The organism is Chryseolinea lacunae (assembly GCF_016735595.1).
In the GTDB taxonomy this organism is placed as follows: domain Bacteria; phylum Bacteroidota; class Bacteroidia; order Cytophagales; family Cyclobacteriaceae; genus Chryseolinea; species Chryseolinea lacunae.
Genome location: NZ_JAERRB010000007.1, coordinates 170,805 through 186,571, shown reverse-complemented (window position 1 = coordinate 186,571; position 15,767 = coordinate 170,805). Strand labels below are relative to the sequence as shown.

Annotated in this window: 13 protein-coding genes, 1 tRNA gene and 1 pseudogene; 10 read left to right on the top strand and 5 right to left on the bottom strand. The window is 51.9% G+C overall.

Going from position 1 to position 15,767, the window contains the following annotated elements; translation table 11 throughout:
* The 6 genes and pseudogenes from bcp to JI741_RS20255 form a co-directional block, all read left to right on the top strand.
* Positions 1-447 (top strand): annotated as a pseudogene (gene bcp / locus JI741_RS20280) (thioredoxin-dependent thiol peroxidase); the annotation flags it as partial.
* A 575-nt stretch (positions 448-1,022) separates the two neighbouring features.
* Positions 1,023-1,874, top strand: coding sequence for a transketolase (locus JI741_RS20275; protein WP_202012928.1), 852 nt, complete (start codon positions 1,023-1,025; stop codon positions 1,872-1,874).
* A 170-nt stretch (positions 1,875-2,044) separates the two neighbouring features.
* The gene (locus JI741_RS20270; RefSeq protein WP_202012926.1) at positions 2,045-3,412 is read left to right on the top strand and encodes a vWA domain-containing protein; all 1,368 of its coding nucleotides are present in this window, start codon (positions 2,045-2,047) and stop codon (positions 3,410-3,412) included.
* A 265-nt stretch (positions 3,413-3,677) separates the two neighbouring features.
* Complete coding sequence (gene cls / locus JI741_RS20265; RefSeq protein WP_202012925.1) at positions 3,678-5,156, top strand: cardiolipin synthase; 1,479 nt, start codon at positions 3,678-3,680, stop codon at positions 5,154-5,156.
* A gap of 112 nt (positions 5,157-5,268) precedes the next feature.
* Positions 5,269-6,222, top strand: coding sequence for a transketolase family protein (locus JI741_RS20260; RefSeq protein WP_202012923.1), 954 nt, complete (start codon positions 5,269-5,271; stop codon positions 6,220-6,222).
* A 239-nt stretch (positions 6,223-6,461) separates the two neighbouring features.
* Positions 6,462-7,313 carry an MBL fold metallo-hydrolase gene (locus JI741_RS20255; protein ID WP_202012922.1) on the top strand — a complete coding sequence of 284 codons (852 nt, stop codon included), beginning with the start codon at positions 6,462-6,464 and terminating at the stop codon, positions 7,311-7,313.
* Positions 7,314-7,340: 27 nt separating this feature from the next.
* On the opposite strand, the gene JI741_RS20250 is transcribed toward JI741_RS20255, so the two are convergent.
* The 4 genes from JI741_RS20250 to JI741_RS32605 all read right to left on the bottom strand — a co-directional run bounded on the left by JI741_RS20250 (position 7,341) and on the right by JI741_RS32605 (position 11,511).
* Positions 7,341-8,555: an alkaline phosphatase family protein gene (locus JI741_RS20250; protein ID WP_202012921.1), complete on the bottom strand. Its 1,215-nt coding sequence runs from the start codon at positions 8,553-8,555 to the stop codon at positions 7,341-7,343.
* A 96-nt stretch (positions 8,556-8,651) separates the two neighbouring features.
* Positions 8,652-8,900 (bottom strand): hypothetical protein, encoded by a 249-nt coding sequence (locus JI741_RS20245; protein WP_202012920.1) that lies wholly within the window; start codon positions 8,898-8,900, stop codon positions 8,652-8,654.
* 240 nt (positions 8,901-9,140) lie between these two features.
* The gene (locus JI741_RS20240) at positions 9,141-11,147 is read right to left on the bottom strand and encodes a beta-L-arabinofuranosidase domain-containing protein (protein ID WP_202012919.1); all 2,007 of its coding nucleotides are present in this window, start codon (positions 11,145-11,147) and stop codon (positions 9,141-9,143) included.
* 184 nt (positions 11,148-11,331) lie between these two features.
* Positions 11,332-11,511: a hypothetical protein gene (locus JI741_RS32605; RefSeq protein ID WP_236676186.1), complete on the bottom strand. Its 180-nt coding sequence runs from the start codon at positions 11,509-11,511 to the stop codon at positions 11,332-11,334.
* 16 nt (positions 11,512-11,527) lie between these two features.
* Here JI741_RS32605 and JI741_RS20235 point away from each other — a divergent pair, with 16 nt between their 5' ends.
* Together JI741_RS20235 and JI741_RS20230 are read left to right on the top strand one after the other, a co-directional pair.
* Positions 11,528-11,836 (top strand): hypothetical protein, encoded by a 309-nt coding sequence (locus JI741_RS20235; protein WP_236676185.1) that lies wholly within the window; start codon positions 11,528-11,530, stop codon positions 11,834-11,836.
* A 29-nt stretch (positions 11,837-11,865) separates the two neighbouring features.
* Positions 11,866-11,942, top strand: a tRNA-Asp gene (locus JI741_RS20230).
* Positions 11,943-12,051: 109 nt separating this feature from the next.
* Here JI741_RS20230 and JI741_RS20225 read toward each other — a convergent pair.
* Positions 12,052-12,552: a hypothetical protein gene (locus JI741_RS20225; protein ID WP_202012917.1), complete on the bottom strand. Its 501-nt coding sequence runs from the start codon at positions 12,550-12,552 to the stop codon at positions 12,052-12,054.
* A gap of 242 nt (positions 12,553-12,794) precedes the next feature.
* On the opposite strand from JI741_RS20225, the gene JI741_RS20220 reads away from it, so the two are divergent.
* The gene (locus tag JI741_RS20220) at positions 12,795-13,121 is read left to right on the top strand and encodes a PadR family transcriptional regulator (protein WP_202012916.1); all 327 of its coding nucleotides are present in this window, start codon (positions 12,795-12,797) and stop codon (positions 13,119-13,121) included.
* 2 nt (positions 13,122-13,123) lie between these two features.
* Positions 13,124-15,754 (top strand): FtsX-like permease family protein, encoded by a 2,631-nt coding sequence (locus JI741_RS20215; protein WP_202012915.1) that lies wholly within the window; start codon positions 13,124-13,126, stop codon positions 15,752-15,754.
* Positions 15,755-15,767: the final 13 nt, after the last annotated feature.

Genomic DNA, 15,767 nt, shown 5'->3' with positions numbered 1-15,767 from the left:
ATGGCACTCAAAATTGGCGACAAAGCTCCTGCTTTCTCTGTGAAAGACCAGGATGGAAACGACGTGAAACTGGCTGACTTCAAAGGCAAAAAGCTCGTCCTCTATTTCTATCCCAAAGACATGACGCCCGGCTGCACCGCCGAAGCCTGCAACCTCCGCGACAACTACAACGTGCTGTTGAAGCAAGGCTATGAAGTGCTGGGCGTGAGCACCGACACCGAAAAGGCCCACCAGAAATTTATCGCCAAAGAAAAGCTCCCCTTCCGGCTCCTCGCCGACACCGACAAAAAACTTCACGAAGCCTACAACACCTGGGTGGAGAAATCCATGTATGGCCGCAAGTATATGGGCACCGCGCGCGTCACGTTCATCATCAACGAAGCCGGTGTCATTGAAGACATCATCGAGAAGGTGAACACAAAAAATCACACCGATCAGATTCTGAAAAAAGAAACCGTGTCCACACCGGCAGAGAAGACTGCGCCTAAAAAATCACCCGCAAAAAAGAGCATAGCCGCCAAGAAAGCCCCGGCGAAAAAAACGGCGCCGAAAAAGAAATAGTCGCGGATATTTGATCATGGCGTCTTTGAGTAACACCCAATAACGGCGGGCGTCTATTAACCTCATCTCCAGATTTACATTCTTGTCATTCCAGGAAAGCGGTTGACCGCATCATGGCTATGCCATGGTTTTTACCAAACACATGGTAGGATAACCCAGAGATAACCCACACATGACCCATAGATAATCCAGAGATAACCCAGTCTTATAAAGGTGTGGGTTATCTGTGGTTAAAATCCGGGTTGTCGGTTCTTCCTAAATACTTCAGCCGTACATACCTGCTAAGCGGGTACAACGCGAACCGGATGAATAACCCTCACCACCCCGCATAGGCAACAGCGTCCGGGAAATCATCTAGGTAGAGGTTAAAAGCGGTGTGTAAAAAATACAAGTATTCTTCCCACTCCATTTGGTGAAGGCTAGGGCGTGCGGTATATTCGCAGCAAAACTGTGAGAAATCAATGAGCCAAACTGCCGACATCCCTCAACTGAAGAAAATTGCTTCGCAAGTGCGCCGCGACATTGTGCGCATGGTGCACGCCTGCCAATCGGGTCACCCCGGTGGATCGCTGGGCTGTACGGACTTTTTTGTGGCTTTGTATTTTCACATCCTCAAACACGATCCCAAGTTTAACATGAAGGCCGAAGGTGAAGACATGTTCTTCCTCAGCAACGGTCACATTTCTCCGGTCTGGTATTCGGTGCTGGCCCGTTCGGGCTACTTCGACGTGAAAGAGCTGGCCACGTTCCGTCAGTTGAACTCACGCCTGCAAGGTCACCCGGCCACACACGAACATCTTCCCGGCATCCGCATTGCATCCGGCTCGCTGGGCCAGGGCCTTTCGGTGGCCCTCGGCGCCGCGCAAGCCAAAAAGCTGGCCGGCGACGACCGCTTTGTGTTTGTGCTTATGGGCGATGGCGAATTGCAGGAAGGCCAGGTATGGGAAGCTGCCATGTATGCCGCCCACAACAAAATGGACAACGTTATTGCCTCTATCGACTATAACGGCCAGCAGATTGACGGCCCCGTGAACAAAATCCTCAGCTTGCTGGACCTGAAAGCCAAATGGGAAGCATTTGGCTGGGAGGTGATCGACAGCAACGGAAACAACATGGACGAAATTGTGAAGGCCCTGGAGTTTGCCAAGACACAAGCCAAAAAAGGCAAGCCGGTGATGAACCTTATGAAAACCGAAATGGGCTTCGGCGTAGACTACATGGTAGGCTCGCACAAATGGCACGGCGTGGCTCCCAACGACGACGAACTGGCCAAAGCCCTCGCACAACTTGAATTGACACTGGGCGACTATTAAGACGCCATCTTCGAATAACATTGCAACGCGCAACGGTGAATCAAAGCCGTTGCGTTTTTTTTATGCCTGAATTTACCGCGCAACACAGTTATGCCCTTGCCCTTGGTATCCTTGGCCCGGCATCTTAACTTTCCCCAATGAGAACGGTTCGCGCGGGTATTTTAAAACGTATGCTATTCGTGGTTGTACTTTGCGCCCTGGCGCAGGGCGTGATGGCACAAACCAAAGTGCAACAGAAGTTGCCCGACAAAACGCGCATCCTGTTTTTGCTCGATGCTTCGGGCAGCATGCTGGAACAATGGGAACGTCCCAACCAAACACGGTGGAGCGTGGCCAAATCGATCCTCACGCACATCGTGGATTCGCTGAGCCGCAACAGCAAGCTCGAGCTGGCCCTGCGCGTGTATGGACACCGTTCGCCACAGGAAATCAAGAACTGCAAAGACACCTACCTGGAGGTGCCCTTCAAAGGAAAAAACCACAGCCTCATCATCGACAAGCTCAAGGAAATAAAGCCGAAAGGCGTGACGCCCATCACCTATTCGCTGGAGCAATCGGCCAACGATTTTCCGGCGGGACCGGGCTATCGAAACATTGTGATTCTTATTACCGACGGCATTGAATCGTGTGGTGGCGATTTGTGTGCCATGTCGCGGGCCATGCAGAAGAAGGGTGTGTTTTTGCGTCCCTACATTATCGGGTTGGGCTTGCGTTCGGAGAAAACACTGGAGTGTGCGGGCAAGTATATCGACGCCGACACGCCCGGAAAATTCAGCAACGTGCTGAACGAAGCCATCGAAACCAGCTTCGCCAAAACCACCGCGAGCATCGAGTTGCTGGATGCCGGCGGCAAGCCCGTGGAAACCAATGTGAACGTGACGTTTGCCAACACGTTTACCGGCGCACCCATGTATGACTTTGTGCACTACCTCGACAAACTCGGTCGCCCCGACACCGTGCAGATCGACCCGGTGGTGGACTATGACCTCACGGTGAACACCGTGCCGCCCGTGGTGAAACGGAACATCACCCTCATCCCAGGCAAACACAACGTGATCCGCATCCCCGCGCCACAGGGAAACCTCATCATTAAACAGGAAGGAAGAAGAGACAATGGCCTGCAGTCGGTGGTGCGCGAAAAAGGAAAAGCCGAGATCATCAACACACAACAAAGCAACGAAACCTTTCGCTACCTCACAGGCAAATATGAAATTGAAACGCTGACCCTGCCCCGCAGAATTTTCACGATCGACATCCAAGCCAACAAGACGGAGAACATTCTTTTGCCCGCCCCGGGGGTTGTGAACTTCAACACCACCGCCACGGGCTATGGAAGTCTTTATGTGTTGCGCGATGATGGTGTGCAGGAATGGGTTTGCAACCTGAACGAGCTCAAGTCGCAGTTTGCCCTAACGCTTTTGCCGGGCCAATACAAGATTGTTTTCCGCGTGAAGCAGACCACAGGCAGCAAGTATACGGGGTTGAAAAAATTCGCCGTGCAGTCGGGCGAAACCGTGTCGGTGAACGTGTTTAAGTGAGCCGGAAACTTACAGGACACTCACAACAATCCAGGGCAGCACGGCAATGATGAGGGCCACAACAAACCAAAGCAGGAGTTTTCGATTGGCTTTTGTTGTGTCTTCTTGAACGGCTTCTTTCGACATGGTGGTGGCGGGTTAACTGCTTGTTCTTTACGCACTGTGCCCCACCAGGGTTTGTAACCTATTGGGTGATTTTCGCCGATTAACAAATCATTAACAACTTTGTGGCCTTCAATCGGGAATTGGGATTATCTTCACCGTTGTGAATAGTCCTGTAATAGAAGTTTGGGAGTGGCTCTATGACCTCATCCACGGTTGGTATTGGCTGCCGCTGCTCCTCGCCTACATTGGCATCATCATCTCCATTCTGCTCGACAACCGGAACCCGGTCAAGTCCATTGCTTACATCATGCTGCTTACGTTTCTGCCGGTGTTGGGCCTGGTGGTTTACTACTTTTTCGGAAGAGACTATCGCAAGCAGCGCATCTTCAACCTGAAAGCCGTGGGTGCGTTGCCCCTGATGGAACGGTTCTGGAGCACCAACATGCCCGAGTTCGAAAAACGGTTCGAACGCTGCGAAGCGCACGTGGGCGACCTGATTGCACCCGCTAAGCTGATCTTTAACCTGCACCAGGGTTTGCTGAGCGAGAACAACACGGTGGAGCTGCTGGTGAACGGCGAACAGAAATTTCCCCGGGTGTTCGAAGCGCTTGAGGCCGCCCAGCATCACATCCACATCGAGTATTACATTTTTACCTACGACAACGTGGGCCGCAAAGTGGTAGACATCCTCATGCGCAAGGCCAAGGCGGGCGTGGAAGTGCGCCTCGTCATAGACGACATGGGGTCGAAGAACAACAAGCGCATGGTGCGTAGGCTCAAGCGGGCCGGCATAGACGTGCACCGGTTCATGCCCGTCACATTTCCCTTTGCTGCGCAGGCCAACTTCAGAGATCACCGGAAGATTATCGTGGTCGATGGCAAGGTGGGGTTCCTGGGGGGCATCAACATGGACGACCGCTACCTGAACAACGGCAAACACAAGCTCTTCTGGCGCGACACCCACATGCGGGTAGAAGGTCCGTTGCTGAGTCAGCTGCAGTTGCAGTTTTTGCTGAGCTGGCATTTCACGGCCAGGAAAACATTTCCGCTCACGCCGCCCTACTTCGAAAACAGCAACCCCGAAAACGGCACCGTTCGCGCCACCATGGTGGCCAGTGGCCCGGACTCGCCACGGCCGTTTTGCATGGAGGCTATACTGGCGGCCATCAACCGCGCCAACAAATCCATACGCATTGCCACGCCCTACTTTATTCCGTCAGACCAGATCATGACAGCCCTTCTGATGGCCGCGTCGAATGGTGTGGATGTTCAGCTGATGTTGCCGGGCAAGACCGACTCCTACATCGTGCAGCATGCCTCGTTCTCCTACCTCAAGCCCTTGCTGCGGGGCGGCGTGCGGGTGTTCCTGTATGAGCGCGGGTTCATGCATGCAAAGACCATCACCATAGACGACCAGCTGGCCATTGTGGGCACGGTGAACATGGACACCCGGAGCTTCTACATCAACTTCGAAATGGCCGCCCTCGTCTATGATCCGAAGTTCTGCCACGACCTGGACCAGGCCTTCGACGAAGACCTTCAGTATTCGCGGGTACTGAACTACAACATGTGGACCGACCGCTTCATCCTCTACCGGATTGTGGACTCGATATGCCGCCTGCTGACACCGATTTTGTAAGTAATTATTTATAAAAAAGCCTGTGGGAAGAGTCCAAAACTTTTGCGACTTTCGCAACGCTCATCGCGGGCATCAACCATCGATTTCAACCTTTAAACGCGTTCATCACCTCATGACAAAATTCACCTTCACCGAAAAGAAAGATACACGGTCCGGCTTTGGCGTCGGCTTACATGAGTTAGGAAAAGAAAACGGCAGTGTGGTGGCCCTTTGCGCCGACCTGACCGGCTCCCTGAAGATGGACGCTTTCAAGAAGGAATTCCCCGAACGTTTCTATCAGGTGGGCATCGCAGAAGCGAACATGATGGGCCTTGCCGCCGGCATGACCATTAGCGGAAAGATTCCCTTCACCGGCACGTTTGCCAACTTTTCGACCGGCCGCGTATACGACCAGATCCGTCAATCAATCGCTTACTCCGGTAAGAATGTTAAGATCTGTGCATCACACGCGGGTCTGACCCTTGGCGAAGACGGTGCCACTCACCAGATACTCGAAGACATTGGCATGATGAAAATGCTCCCGGGCATGACCGTTATCGTGCCCTGCGATCACGATCAGACCAAAGCCGCCACGATTGCCCTGGGCAGTCACGTGGGCCCGACATACCTGCGCTTTGGCCGCCCCAGCTGGCCCATCTTCACCACCGGCCGTCCCTTCACCATCGGCAAAGCCGACAAGATGATTGAAGGCAAAGACGTGACCATCTTCGCCTGCGGCCACCTGGTGTGGAACGCCATTGAAGCCGAAGCTGTGCTGGCCGAGAAAGGCATTAGCGTGGAGCTCATCAACATACACACCATTAAGCCCCTCGATGTGGAAGCCGTGCTGGCATCGGTTGAGAAAACCCGTTGCGTGGTGACCTGCGAAGAGCACCAGATCAACGGCGGTCTTGGCGACAGCATTGCCCAGGTATTGTCGCGCTTCAACCCCACCCCTATTGAGATGGTGGCCGTGAACGACTCGTTTGGCGAAAGCGGAACACCCACACAGCTCCTGAAGAAATACGGCCTCGGCCCCGAGAACATTGTGGCCGCTGTTGAGAAGGTTTTGAAGAGAAAGAAATAAGCAAAACGTTGCAGCACGTGTGTGTGAATGCGCTGGCTGAAACGAAAATCATAAATAGAAAAAAGCAGGTCGTTAGGATCTGCTTTTTTTTTATGTTCAATCTGTTTTGATTTTTCAGCACGAATCATTGGCTTGATAGAAACCAACATCGTGTGAACGTTTGCAGTTCGTGAATTTAGAAGGGAATGAAACCCATCGTGAAGGTTCAAAGTTTATAACTCCATCAATACTTTTACCCTATGGACAGAAGAGATTTTCTTCGCAGTGCTACCCTCCTTCCCGGTGCTGCGCTTATGGCGCGCGAAGCGTCTGCAAAAACCGACGCAATGAAGATTCACTTTCTGCGACACGCCACATTTCTGTTGGAGGCCGGTGGCGTTAAAATTCTGGTAGACCCCATGCTCAGTTCCAAGGACGCCATGGACCCGGTGGGCAATGCCGCCACCACCGAACGCATCCCCATGGTAGACCTTCCACTCGACGACAAGGCGCTTCAATCGCTTCTTCAGGACCTTGATGCCGTGGCCGTGACCCACACCCACCGCGACCATTGGGACGCACGTGCAAAGGAACTCATTGCCAAAGACCTTCCGCTCATCTGCCAACCTTCCGATACGGAGGCCATGGCTGCGGCCGGCTTCAAAAACCTGTTGCCGGTGGAGCAGTCCATCACCTTCAAAGGATTGAAAATATACCGCACCGGCGGCCAGCACGGCACAGGCGAAATTGGCGCGAAGATGGGAAAGGTTTCGGGCTTTGTGGTGGAACACAACAAGCATCGGATCTACATTTCCGGCGACACCATCTGGTGCACCGAAGTGGCCGATGCTTTGAAAGAACACAGACCCGATTTTATAGTGGTGAATGCCGGCGCTGCACAGTTTCTGCAAGGCGACCCCATCACCATGTCGGGCAACGATGTGGTCACCGTCTGCCAGCAGGAGCCCAACGCCACGGTGATTGCCGTGCACATGAACACCGTGAACCACTGCCTGCTGAAACGCAGTGACCTGCAGAAAATAGTGGATGAAAAGAAACTCACCCGTCAATGCCTCATTCCACGCGACGGCGAAGTGTTGTCGCTGGCTTAGGCTGGAACATGCAATAGAGACGGACGGCTATTTTTTATACACCGCGTTCAATACATTTTCCTGGCCATCGATCTGGCTCGTAATTTTCAGTCCCAGCAATTTGGCAATGAAGGGATAGACGTGAATGTTTTCGAAAGGTTCTATGGTTTTTCCTGCCTTGATGTTGGGGCCTTTCGCATAGAAAATTCCCTGCATCTCCTTCACGCGGTAGGGATCAAAACCATGGCCGCCGAAGTGTGGATTCCAGATCACCGCAGGGTCGCGCACCAGGCGGATGTAATGCCCCGGTTCCACCACCATCAGCAAGTCGCCCGCGCGCGGGTGATCGTAGTGCCACGATTTTGGCAACGCACTTCGTTTATAGATTGTATAGTTATGCTCCTGCCGCTTCAACACTTCATAGAGCGAATCGGGTTTGGAGGTGTAGAGATGCGCCTGTGTGCCACCATTGGAAATGACCACGCTGGTGTCGGCAATGTTGAACAGCTGGCCCAGCGTCACATAGGTATCGTCGCCTTCTTTGAGATCGGACATGCCGTGGTCTGAAACGATGACCACGTTCACGGGAAGGTTAAGCGCGTCGATGCCTTGCATGAGATGGCCCAGAATGCTGTCGGCCTTCAACACGGTTTGCTTCAATGCTTCGGAGTCGGGGCCGGTCTTGTGGCCTTCATAGTCTACCAACGAAAAATAGAGTGAGATGAAGTGAGGTCTTTCTTTTTCGGGGAGCTTTAGCCAGGCCAGGGTTTGTTCCACCCGGCTCAGGTTGGGCATTGACTCTTCATAGGAAAGATAGTAGTCGGGAAGATAGCCGCCGATGGCAGTCTCCGATCCTACCCAAAAATAGGATGCTGCTTTGAGTCCCTGCTGCCGGGCCAACACCCATAGCGGTGTGCCTCCGTAGAACGCGGGATTGCGCACGATCGATTTGTCTTTCGTGGCATAGCGGATGTGCAGTTGTGGATCGTAAAATTGATTGTCTACCAGGCCATGATGACCGGGATAAAGACCTGTGACCAGGGTATAGTGATTGGGAAATGTTTTGCTTGGAAAGGAAGGGATCAACCCTTCGGCCGCGGTGCCCTGACGAATGAACTTCTCAAAATTCGGCGGATGAAAACGCGACACATAGTCGTAGCGAAAGCCGTCGAACGACACGAGGAGCACATAGGGTTGGGAGGCTTGTTGTGCGGTGGAAAAACGGCTAACAAAGAGGAAAAGAATCAATATGATCCGGCGCATTCAACACTAGTCTAGATTAATCCCGGAAAGGTAATCACAATTCCGGGCGACAGCCAGTTGCCCTTTGAAAATATCACAGATTTTCGACAGACGGGGTCACGCCCCTTTGTTTTCGGAAAGGAAGTCGTCGAATATTTTTGTTACCAGCATAGACAGGTCCGGCACCGTGGTGAGGTCTGTACCGAAGTATTCGTCGGGATGATTGAGCACGCTGAACCGGGTACGCTCCACAAATACGAGCCACTCGTCGTGCAGCAATTTGTGCTTCTGATGCACCATCATCACCTTGATCGGCTCCAGGGCATTGTTCAGTTTTCGCCGGGTTGATTTCAATTCTGCTTCCATACGTATTCGACAGACGCCTGCTTCCTGCAACGACATTTGCTTCAGAAAAAGGCTTTCACCGAACGCGAAAGTCAACGGATTTTAAGACAACGAAAACAAAAACGTATTATCAAAATATTATCCTACTCATGCTGGCATAACATTCACGTTACGCCGGCGAAAATGCCACAACCATAACCGAAAACGCTTGCGCCGGAAAGTCTAAATCTTACTGGCGCAAACGGTATCGATTAGGGGTCCTTATTTCACCACCGGAAACGCCACCACACGCACCTTGGTGAACCCATACGGAATTAAGGTCACTGTTTCCTCCTGTGCACTAACATCGCCTTGATACACATTCACCCGCGTGGTGATGGGCTGATGAGCCACACCATCTATCAATTTCCAATTCGGAATTTTTCGCGCCGGCACGGCAATGGATATTGGCGCATGGGCCTGGTTCCATACAAAAGGAGTCGCGACAGAAACCTCCGTCACTTTCAGTGTGGCAGGATTTTTCACGATCTGTTCCAGCACACCATAGTTCCAGTCACTGGCGGGATAGACGCTGAAGTAGTCGCCCTCTGTAGCCTCGTTTCCTTTCTCCCACCGCTCTTCAATTTTTAGTGCATACACCAGCGGCCCGCGCTCCACCGCCCGTGAGTTCTTCGCCCAGTTGGAAGTGGTCACTTCCATGGGAAGTTTCAACGTGAGCTTGTCGCCGTTTTTCCAGGTGTTTTCAAGTGTCAGCAGTTGACCTCCTTTCACGAAGCGCGGCAATTGTCCGTTTATGTCGATGGTGGCCTCCTTGCACCACAACGGAATGCGCAGGGTCAAGGGCATGGCTACCGGAGTGGCCGTTTCAAACTCGAAGACAATGGCGTCGCCGAAAGGGTAGTTTGTTTTTTCGTGGATAACAATGTCTTGCCCGTTCACTTTGGTTTTCAGATCCGATGGACTGTACTCCAATGCCGCAAGACCTTTGGCCGTGGCATACCAAAGGTGTGTGGCAAACTTGGTCCACCCCTGGTGCATGTTGGCGGTGCAGCAGGTGTAGCCGCTGCGCAGGCCGAACACGTTGTTCATGCCACGATCGAATGGCAACGAGAAGTCGAACACACCACGCGACACCTGCACCTGGTTGGCGATTTGAAAGTATTGTTTGTTGTTATAGTCATCGGTGGTTTGTGTGGGCAGGGCGTTGAAGGTCATCCGTTCCAGGGCATCCATATAGCGGATGTCGCCAGTGATGGCGATGATTTTTTCCAGTGAATACATCGACTCCACTATTGCGCACAGCTCGCTGCCCTGGGTGGGGTCGTTGCCGTGAAGGTCTTCATCGCTGGAGAAAATTCCCATGGGCAATCCGTGAAGGGTCATGAGATCCTTCCATCCGGTCTGCAGTTGGGCGAGGTATTTTTTGTTGCCCGTTCGCTGGTAGTTTATGGCTGGTGCTTTCAGGGCCATGCCCACGTTCACACCGTGGCGGCTCATCCACCGTTGGTCGGTTTGGTTGGCGGCGGCATCGATCACCCAATCGCGCCCGCCAAGCCAGTCGCTCCAGGGAAACGACTGTGCTTCAATCTCGCTGGCCAGTGTCAACAGATTTGCGTCGTGGTTGATGTTGTAGAGCCATTGAATCATCATCACGTTCTCCGTGCCGCGCGAGGTGGCCCACTCTGTCCATTTGCCCAGCGGGCAGGCTTTCAGCGATTTGCTTTGATAGGCATAGTAGCGCGTCATGAACGGCACCACGCGTTTGTCGCCGCTGGCTTCATAATATTGTTGCAGCACTTTCAGCATCACCATCTTGGGCCACCAGTCGTCGCCTGCTGCGCAGTTGTCGGGCGTGACCTGTGTTCCTTTTTCGCGTTCTTCTTTGGTGATGCCGCCGAAGTAGCCCGACGGCCGTTGATGGTCGAGTGTCCAGTTGATGTATTTCAGCACTTTTGTTTTCAGCGCGGGGTCGTCGAGCAGGTAGGCCAAGGGCACGGCGCCGTCGAGCCAATAGGGCGTTTCTTCCCAGGCATCGCCGCGGCCCCCAAGCCAACCGTTGTCGTTGCCAATCTTGGGATGAATTTCATCGAGATGCCCCGAAGAGTTGTCGCGCATGATGACGAGCTGATCCTTAAGCCACCCCTGCGGCCGGATGCTGCCCAGGGGAAGTTCGCGATAGACATCGGGCGTGAAAGACGGCGTTTGCTGGGAATGTGCTACAAAGGTTGTCAACAGCAATGCTGCCACGTAGCCAAATGCTTTTGTCATGGATCGGGTCTGGTTTGATTTTCAATACTTTACACCGGCAAACGAAAGCTTGAGCACTTTCGTTAGTCGGAGTCGCTGCGTCTTCTAACGAAGAGGGTCAACACTCTAAACTACCTTAAATAAAGTTAGGTTAAAACGTAAAAAAATCAGTAGCCCTCCTTCGAATTATCGGCGTCCTCGCGTTTCACTTTGAACATTCAGTGAACAGCGCATCGTCGTTCTCTCCTGCTACGACACCAATAAATGCTCCCTTCGAAATAAATTCGACTGCGTGATCAAAAAAATATTTCGCAAAAAAAAGATTTTCATAGACCGCCGAAGAACAAAAAAAATCATTGTCACCGCGTTCCATGGTTAAGGCCACAGGAAAGCTTTTGTCAATGGAAATCTCGACATCGAAGCGTTTGAACGCGCCGGCAAACCGGCACGATCCACCGGTGTCTAAACTGGTGAGAGACAGCATTCTTCTCTCGAAAATTGAAGCCGCACCAGAACGACCACGATCTGCTGGTTGTCACCCTTCGGTCACGACCACGCCTGGCTGTGAAACCGGCGCGGGAGCTGCTGATGCACAAGGAAAGCAGTGGCGCGAAGTGAGCCATGTTGAAAAGAAGCTGAACTTTTATGTTAAAATTTTCCACCGAAATTTTGGAGAAAACAAAGGCAAAGCTATCTTTGCACTCCCTTAACGGACACACCCACACAAAAACAACAAACTGGTCCGGTAGTTCAGCTGGTTAGAATGCCTGCCTGTCACGCAGGAGGTCGCGGGTTCGAGTCCCGTCCGGACCGCCAGAAAGAAAAGAACCCGCTTAGAAGCTAATTCTAAGCGGGTTTTTTCGTTTAGATTTCTCCCATTGTTTCGAAACCGTTATTAAAACACATTCCGGAAGCTCCTTCTAGTCTACTTTATCAGTTCGATCAGCCTGTCGACATACGCGTTCCCAAACATGACCAACGGAGTGGTCACTCCTTCTATGTACAAATCCTTTCCATTAATGGTAACCTCATCGATAAACATTGACTGATCAACCTTTCTGATCTTGGTTACCACAGTGTCTACATCGCCGACCTTCCATTGAATTAAATTGATGGTCTCCTCTGTTTGTGAAGTCGCACCTTCATATGGAAAGAACCTGATGATTGCTGGCACTGGCCCTTCCTGAATTGAAAATACATTTCGTGGAGCATCATAGTTGGAATGATAAACCTCAGTTTTTTTGTCGCCATCCATGTAGTAAACACGAATGTCGCCGAAGTGATAGTGACCAACAGTGGCTGAATCATATAGATTATTACCACTTTTGTCTTTGAGCAAAAAATGCACCTCGATGTCAATGATGGATGGTTGACCGTGATCGCAACCGAACAATAGCACCGTGAATAGCGCAACCAGATATTTCACTTTCGTTCAGGCCTTAATTATGACAATACACCTTTTCTAATGACGCTGGAATCGAGCAATGAGGCACCAATATTTATCGACTGTTAGCCAACCTGAACGTGTCACCCCATTCAAAAATAAAATTACGGTATCTTAGTTTCTTAGCATTGATTGGTAGACTTTTTTTTTGCCACTGGGCCCGGCATCGATGGATTTGCAAATGAAAAAACAATTTGCTTATTTACTTAACAAAATAGAAGTAAATGGCAAAAGAATACCTTGGCGAGTTTGAAGAACTCGTGCTCACACTCGTGGCTGCACTCCAGGAGGATGCCTATGGTGCTGCCATTTCGGACGAGATTGAACGACGCCTCAGGCGCGACGTTACCCTGAGCGCCGTGCACGTGACTCTGTATCGGTTGGAAGACAAGGGTTATGTGAAGTCAAAAGTAGGTGGTGCCACCAAAGAACGCGGTGGCCGCAGGAAACGAATCTTCACCGTGACCAGTGCCGGCCTTGCCTTGCTAAAGGCCATGAAAGAAACACGGCTCGACCTGTGGAGCATGGTGCCTCAACTAAAAATATCCTGACTATGTCGCGCAACACGTCCACTCCTCCCCGCTGGGTTCTGCGGTTTCTCCGGGCCATTTGCCCCGAAAGTCTGGTGGAAGAAATTGAAGGCGATCTGCTTCAGAAATTTGAACGCGACAAAACACGCCATGGCGAACGGCGCGCCAACCGCAGACTCATTTGGGCCGCACTTCGTTTTTTCAGACCGGGCATATTGCTGCGCAACTCGTTCACGGTTCAGTCGAATGCACTGGCCATACTCGCCAACTATTTCAAGACAACGTATCGGCACATTTCAAAAAGCAAAGTGAACTTCACGTTCAAACTGGGCGGCCTCACGCTGGCGTTGTTTAGTTTCCTGGTTATCGCACTCTTTGTTTCCTATCAATTGTCGTTCGACCGTTTTCATGCGGACTACGAAAAGATTTACCGCGTCAACACGGCGCGAAATGAAAATGGGCAGTCAGAAAAGTATGGCATAGCGCCGATGGCGTTTGGGCCACTATTGAAACAGCACTTCCCGGAGATCGCGGCGTTCACCCGCATACAGACGGCAAACGGAACCTATATACGCACCGACAACAACGTGACCGATTGTGAAGTTCTTCTTGCCGACAGCTCACTCTTTGATGTGCTCACCTTCAGCTTCCTCAGCGGAGGCAAGGACGCGTTGAAAAAGCCAAACGGCATCGTGCTCACCCGCCGGGCCGCCACCATCATTTTTGGAACCGCCGACGCGCTTGGAAAACTGCTGAGCATCAATCACGAAAAACAGGTCTATGAAGTAACGGCCGTGGTAGAAGATTTTCCGCCCAACTCCCACCTGAGCATCAACGCCATCATTCCTATTCGCCAGGAACATGATCTCAACCTGAGCAGCATAAACTCGCCTACCGATTTTGCCGAACGTTCGGCCTGTTTGTTTCTGAAATTCCACCAGGCTTCGGATGCCCAGGCGTTTACATTAAAAATAGAAACGCTTCTCGATGCCTACATAAAAAAGTCGGACCGGGTCGAGAGCGGCTTCAGCGTTTCGCTGCAACCCATCAAAGACATTTACCTGGACGCCTACTACAAATTTGAGATCGCCCAAAAAGGCAACGCCACCTATGTCTATGCGTTTTCGGTGTTGGGTGTGTTATTGCTGCTGGTGGCGGGCATCAACTACATCAACCTGTCGATTGCCGACTTCAATGGTCGCTCGCGCGAGACGGGTGTTCGCAAGGTGCTGGGTGCACGCAAGCGACAGTTGGTGGTGCAGGTAGCATTAGAGACCATTCTCTACAGCGCGGTGGCGCTGGTGCTAAGTGTTTTGCTGCTCTACGTGCTCTTCCCCCAGGTGTTGATGCTGCTGGAGTCGCACCTTCGGTTAAACATGCTTCTCGACCGCGGCGTGGTGATGATTGTGGCTATGGGATTGATCACCCTGCTGGTGTTCGCGTCCTACTTTCCGGCGCGCCAATACACCACCACCGCCATCACGCAGAATCTGAAATCAAAAGGCGCGAGCTACAACTCATCCCTTAGCCGCGGGTTGCTCTTTGTTCAATTCACCATCTCTATCATTTGCCTGTGCTGCACGCTCACCATGCAGCGGCAAATTCATTTCATTCACACGAAAGCGCTGGGCTTTGATCGCAACAACCTGCTCGTGCTGAGCATGCCCGAAGACTTTGACGTGAAGAAAATGCAAGCCTTGAAACAAGGCGTCAAATCCATTGCCGCCGTGACGGGGGTGAGCAACAGTTCGTTCAGGATCAGTGGTGGCTATTGGAAAGACTGGTACACCGTGGAGGTGAATGGCGAAATGAAATCGATGGAACTTTACGAAGTATTTTCCGACGACGAATTGTTCAGTACGCTGGGCATAAAACTATTGCAGGGAAGAACCTTTCGGGCCGACATGCCTGCCGACAGTGGCGCAGCCTTTGTGATAAACGAAACGGCCATGCGCGAGCTGGGTTGGAAAGACCCGATTGGCAAACGCATCTTCACGCATCCCGAAGAAAAAGGAAAATGGGATGGCACCGTGGTGGGTGTAGTGAACGACATTCACATCAACGAACTCTATGAAAAAGTGCGCCCGCTCGTTATGCGGTTGCCCTGGCAAAACGTGTATCCGGAATATTTTGTCTATGTGCGCTATGTGGGCGATGCCCCCACGGTGGTGAAGGCCATCGAAAAAAAATACAGGGAGTTGATGCCGGGCTACCCCCTCGCCTATCGGTTTGTGGACGAGCTCTACAACAGTTCGCATGCGCGCGAAGACAAAGCCTTTGCCACGTTGGAGTTCAGCACGTTTGTGATCCTGATCGTTTCGCTGCTGGGCATCTTTTCGCTTTCGGTCTACTTGTCGATCCGTCGCATGAAAGAATTTGGTATCCGCAAAGTATTGGGTGCCACCACGCACCAGATCGCTGTGTTGCACATTGGTTATTTCCTGCGGATCGTTTTGCTTGCTAACGCCGTGGCCTTGCCACTTGCCTATTGGCTGATGACGGAATGGCTTAGCGTCTTTGCCTATCGAACACCGTTGAACGGCACACTGTTTTTTGTGGTGGCGGGCATTTCATTTCCGTTGGTGATCGCATCCGCGGGATATTCTGCCTGGAAAGCCGGACGCATGAACCCCGTGGACGTAATCAAAACCTGAAACAATACGCTGC

What these genes read in the sequence shown, in the direction of transcription:
- JI741_RS20255 (WP_202012922.1), top strand. Translation starts at nt 6,462, where the DNA reads ATGGACAGAAGAGATTTTCTTCGCAGTGCTACCCTCCTTCCCGGTGCT.
- JI741_RS20250 (WP_202012921.1), bottom strand. Translation starts at nt 8,555, where the DNA reads ATGCGCCGGATCATATTGATTCTTTTCCTCTTTGTTAGCCGTTTTTCC.
- JI741_RS20270 (WP_202012926.1), top strand. Translation starts at nt 2,045, where the DNA reads ATGCTATTCGTGGTTGTACTTTGCGCCCTGGCGCAGGGCGTGATGGCA.
- JI741_RS20245 (WP_202012920.1), bottom strand. Translation starts at nt 8,900, where the DNA reads ATGGAAGCAGAATTGAAATCAACCCGGCGAAAACTGAACAATGCCCTG.
- JI741_RS20275 (WP_202012928.1), top strand. Translation starts at nt 1,023, where the DNA reads ATGAGCCAAACTGCCGACATCCCTCAACTGAAGAAAATTGCTTCGCAA.
- JI741_RS20220 (WP_202012916.1), top strand. Translation starts at nt 12,795, where the DNA reads ATGGCAAAAGAATACCTTGGCGAGTTTGAAGAACTCGTGCTCACACTC.
- JI741_RS20260 (WP_202012923.1), top strand. Translation starts at nt 5,269, where the DNA reads ATGACAAAATTCACCTTCACCGAAAAGAAAGATACACGGTCCGGCTTT.
- JI741_RS20235 (WP_236676185.1), top strand. Translation starts at nt 11,528, where the DNA reads ATGGAAATCTCGACATCGAAGCGTTTGAACGCGCCGGCAAACCGGCAC.
- JI741_RS20240 (WP_202012919.1), bottom strand. Translation starts at nt 11,147, where the DNA reads ATGACAAAAGCATTTGGCTACGTGGCAGCATTGCTGTTGACAACCTTT.
- JI741_RS20215 (WP_202012915.1), top strand. Translation starts at nt 13,124, where the DNA reads ATGTCGCGCAACACGTCCACTCCTCCCCGCTGGGTTCTGCGGTTTCTC.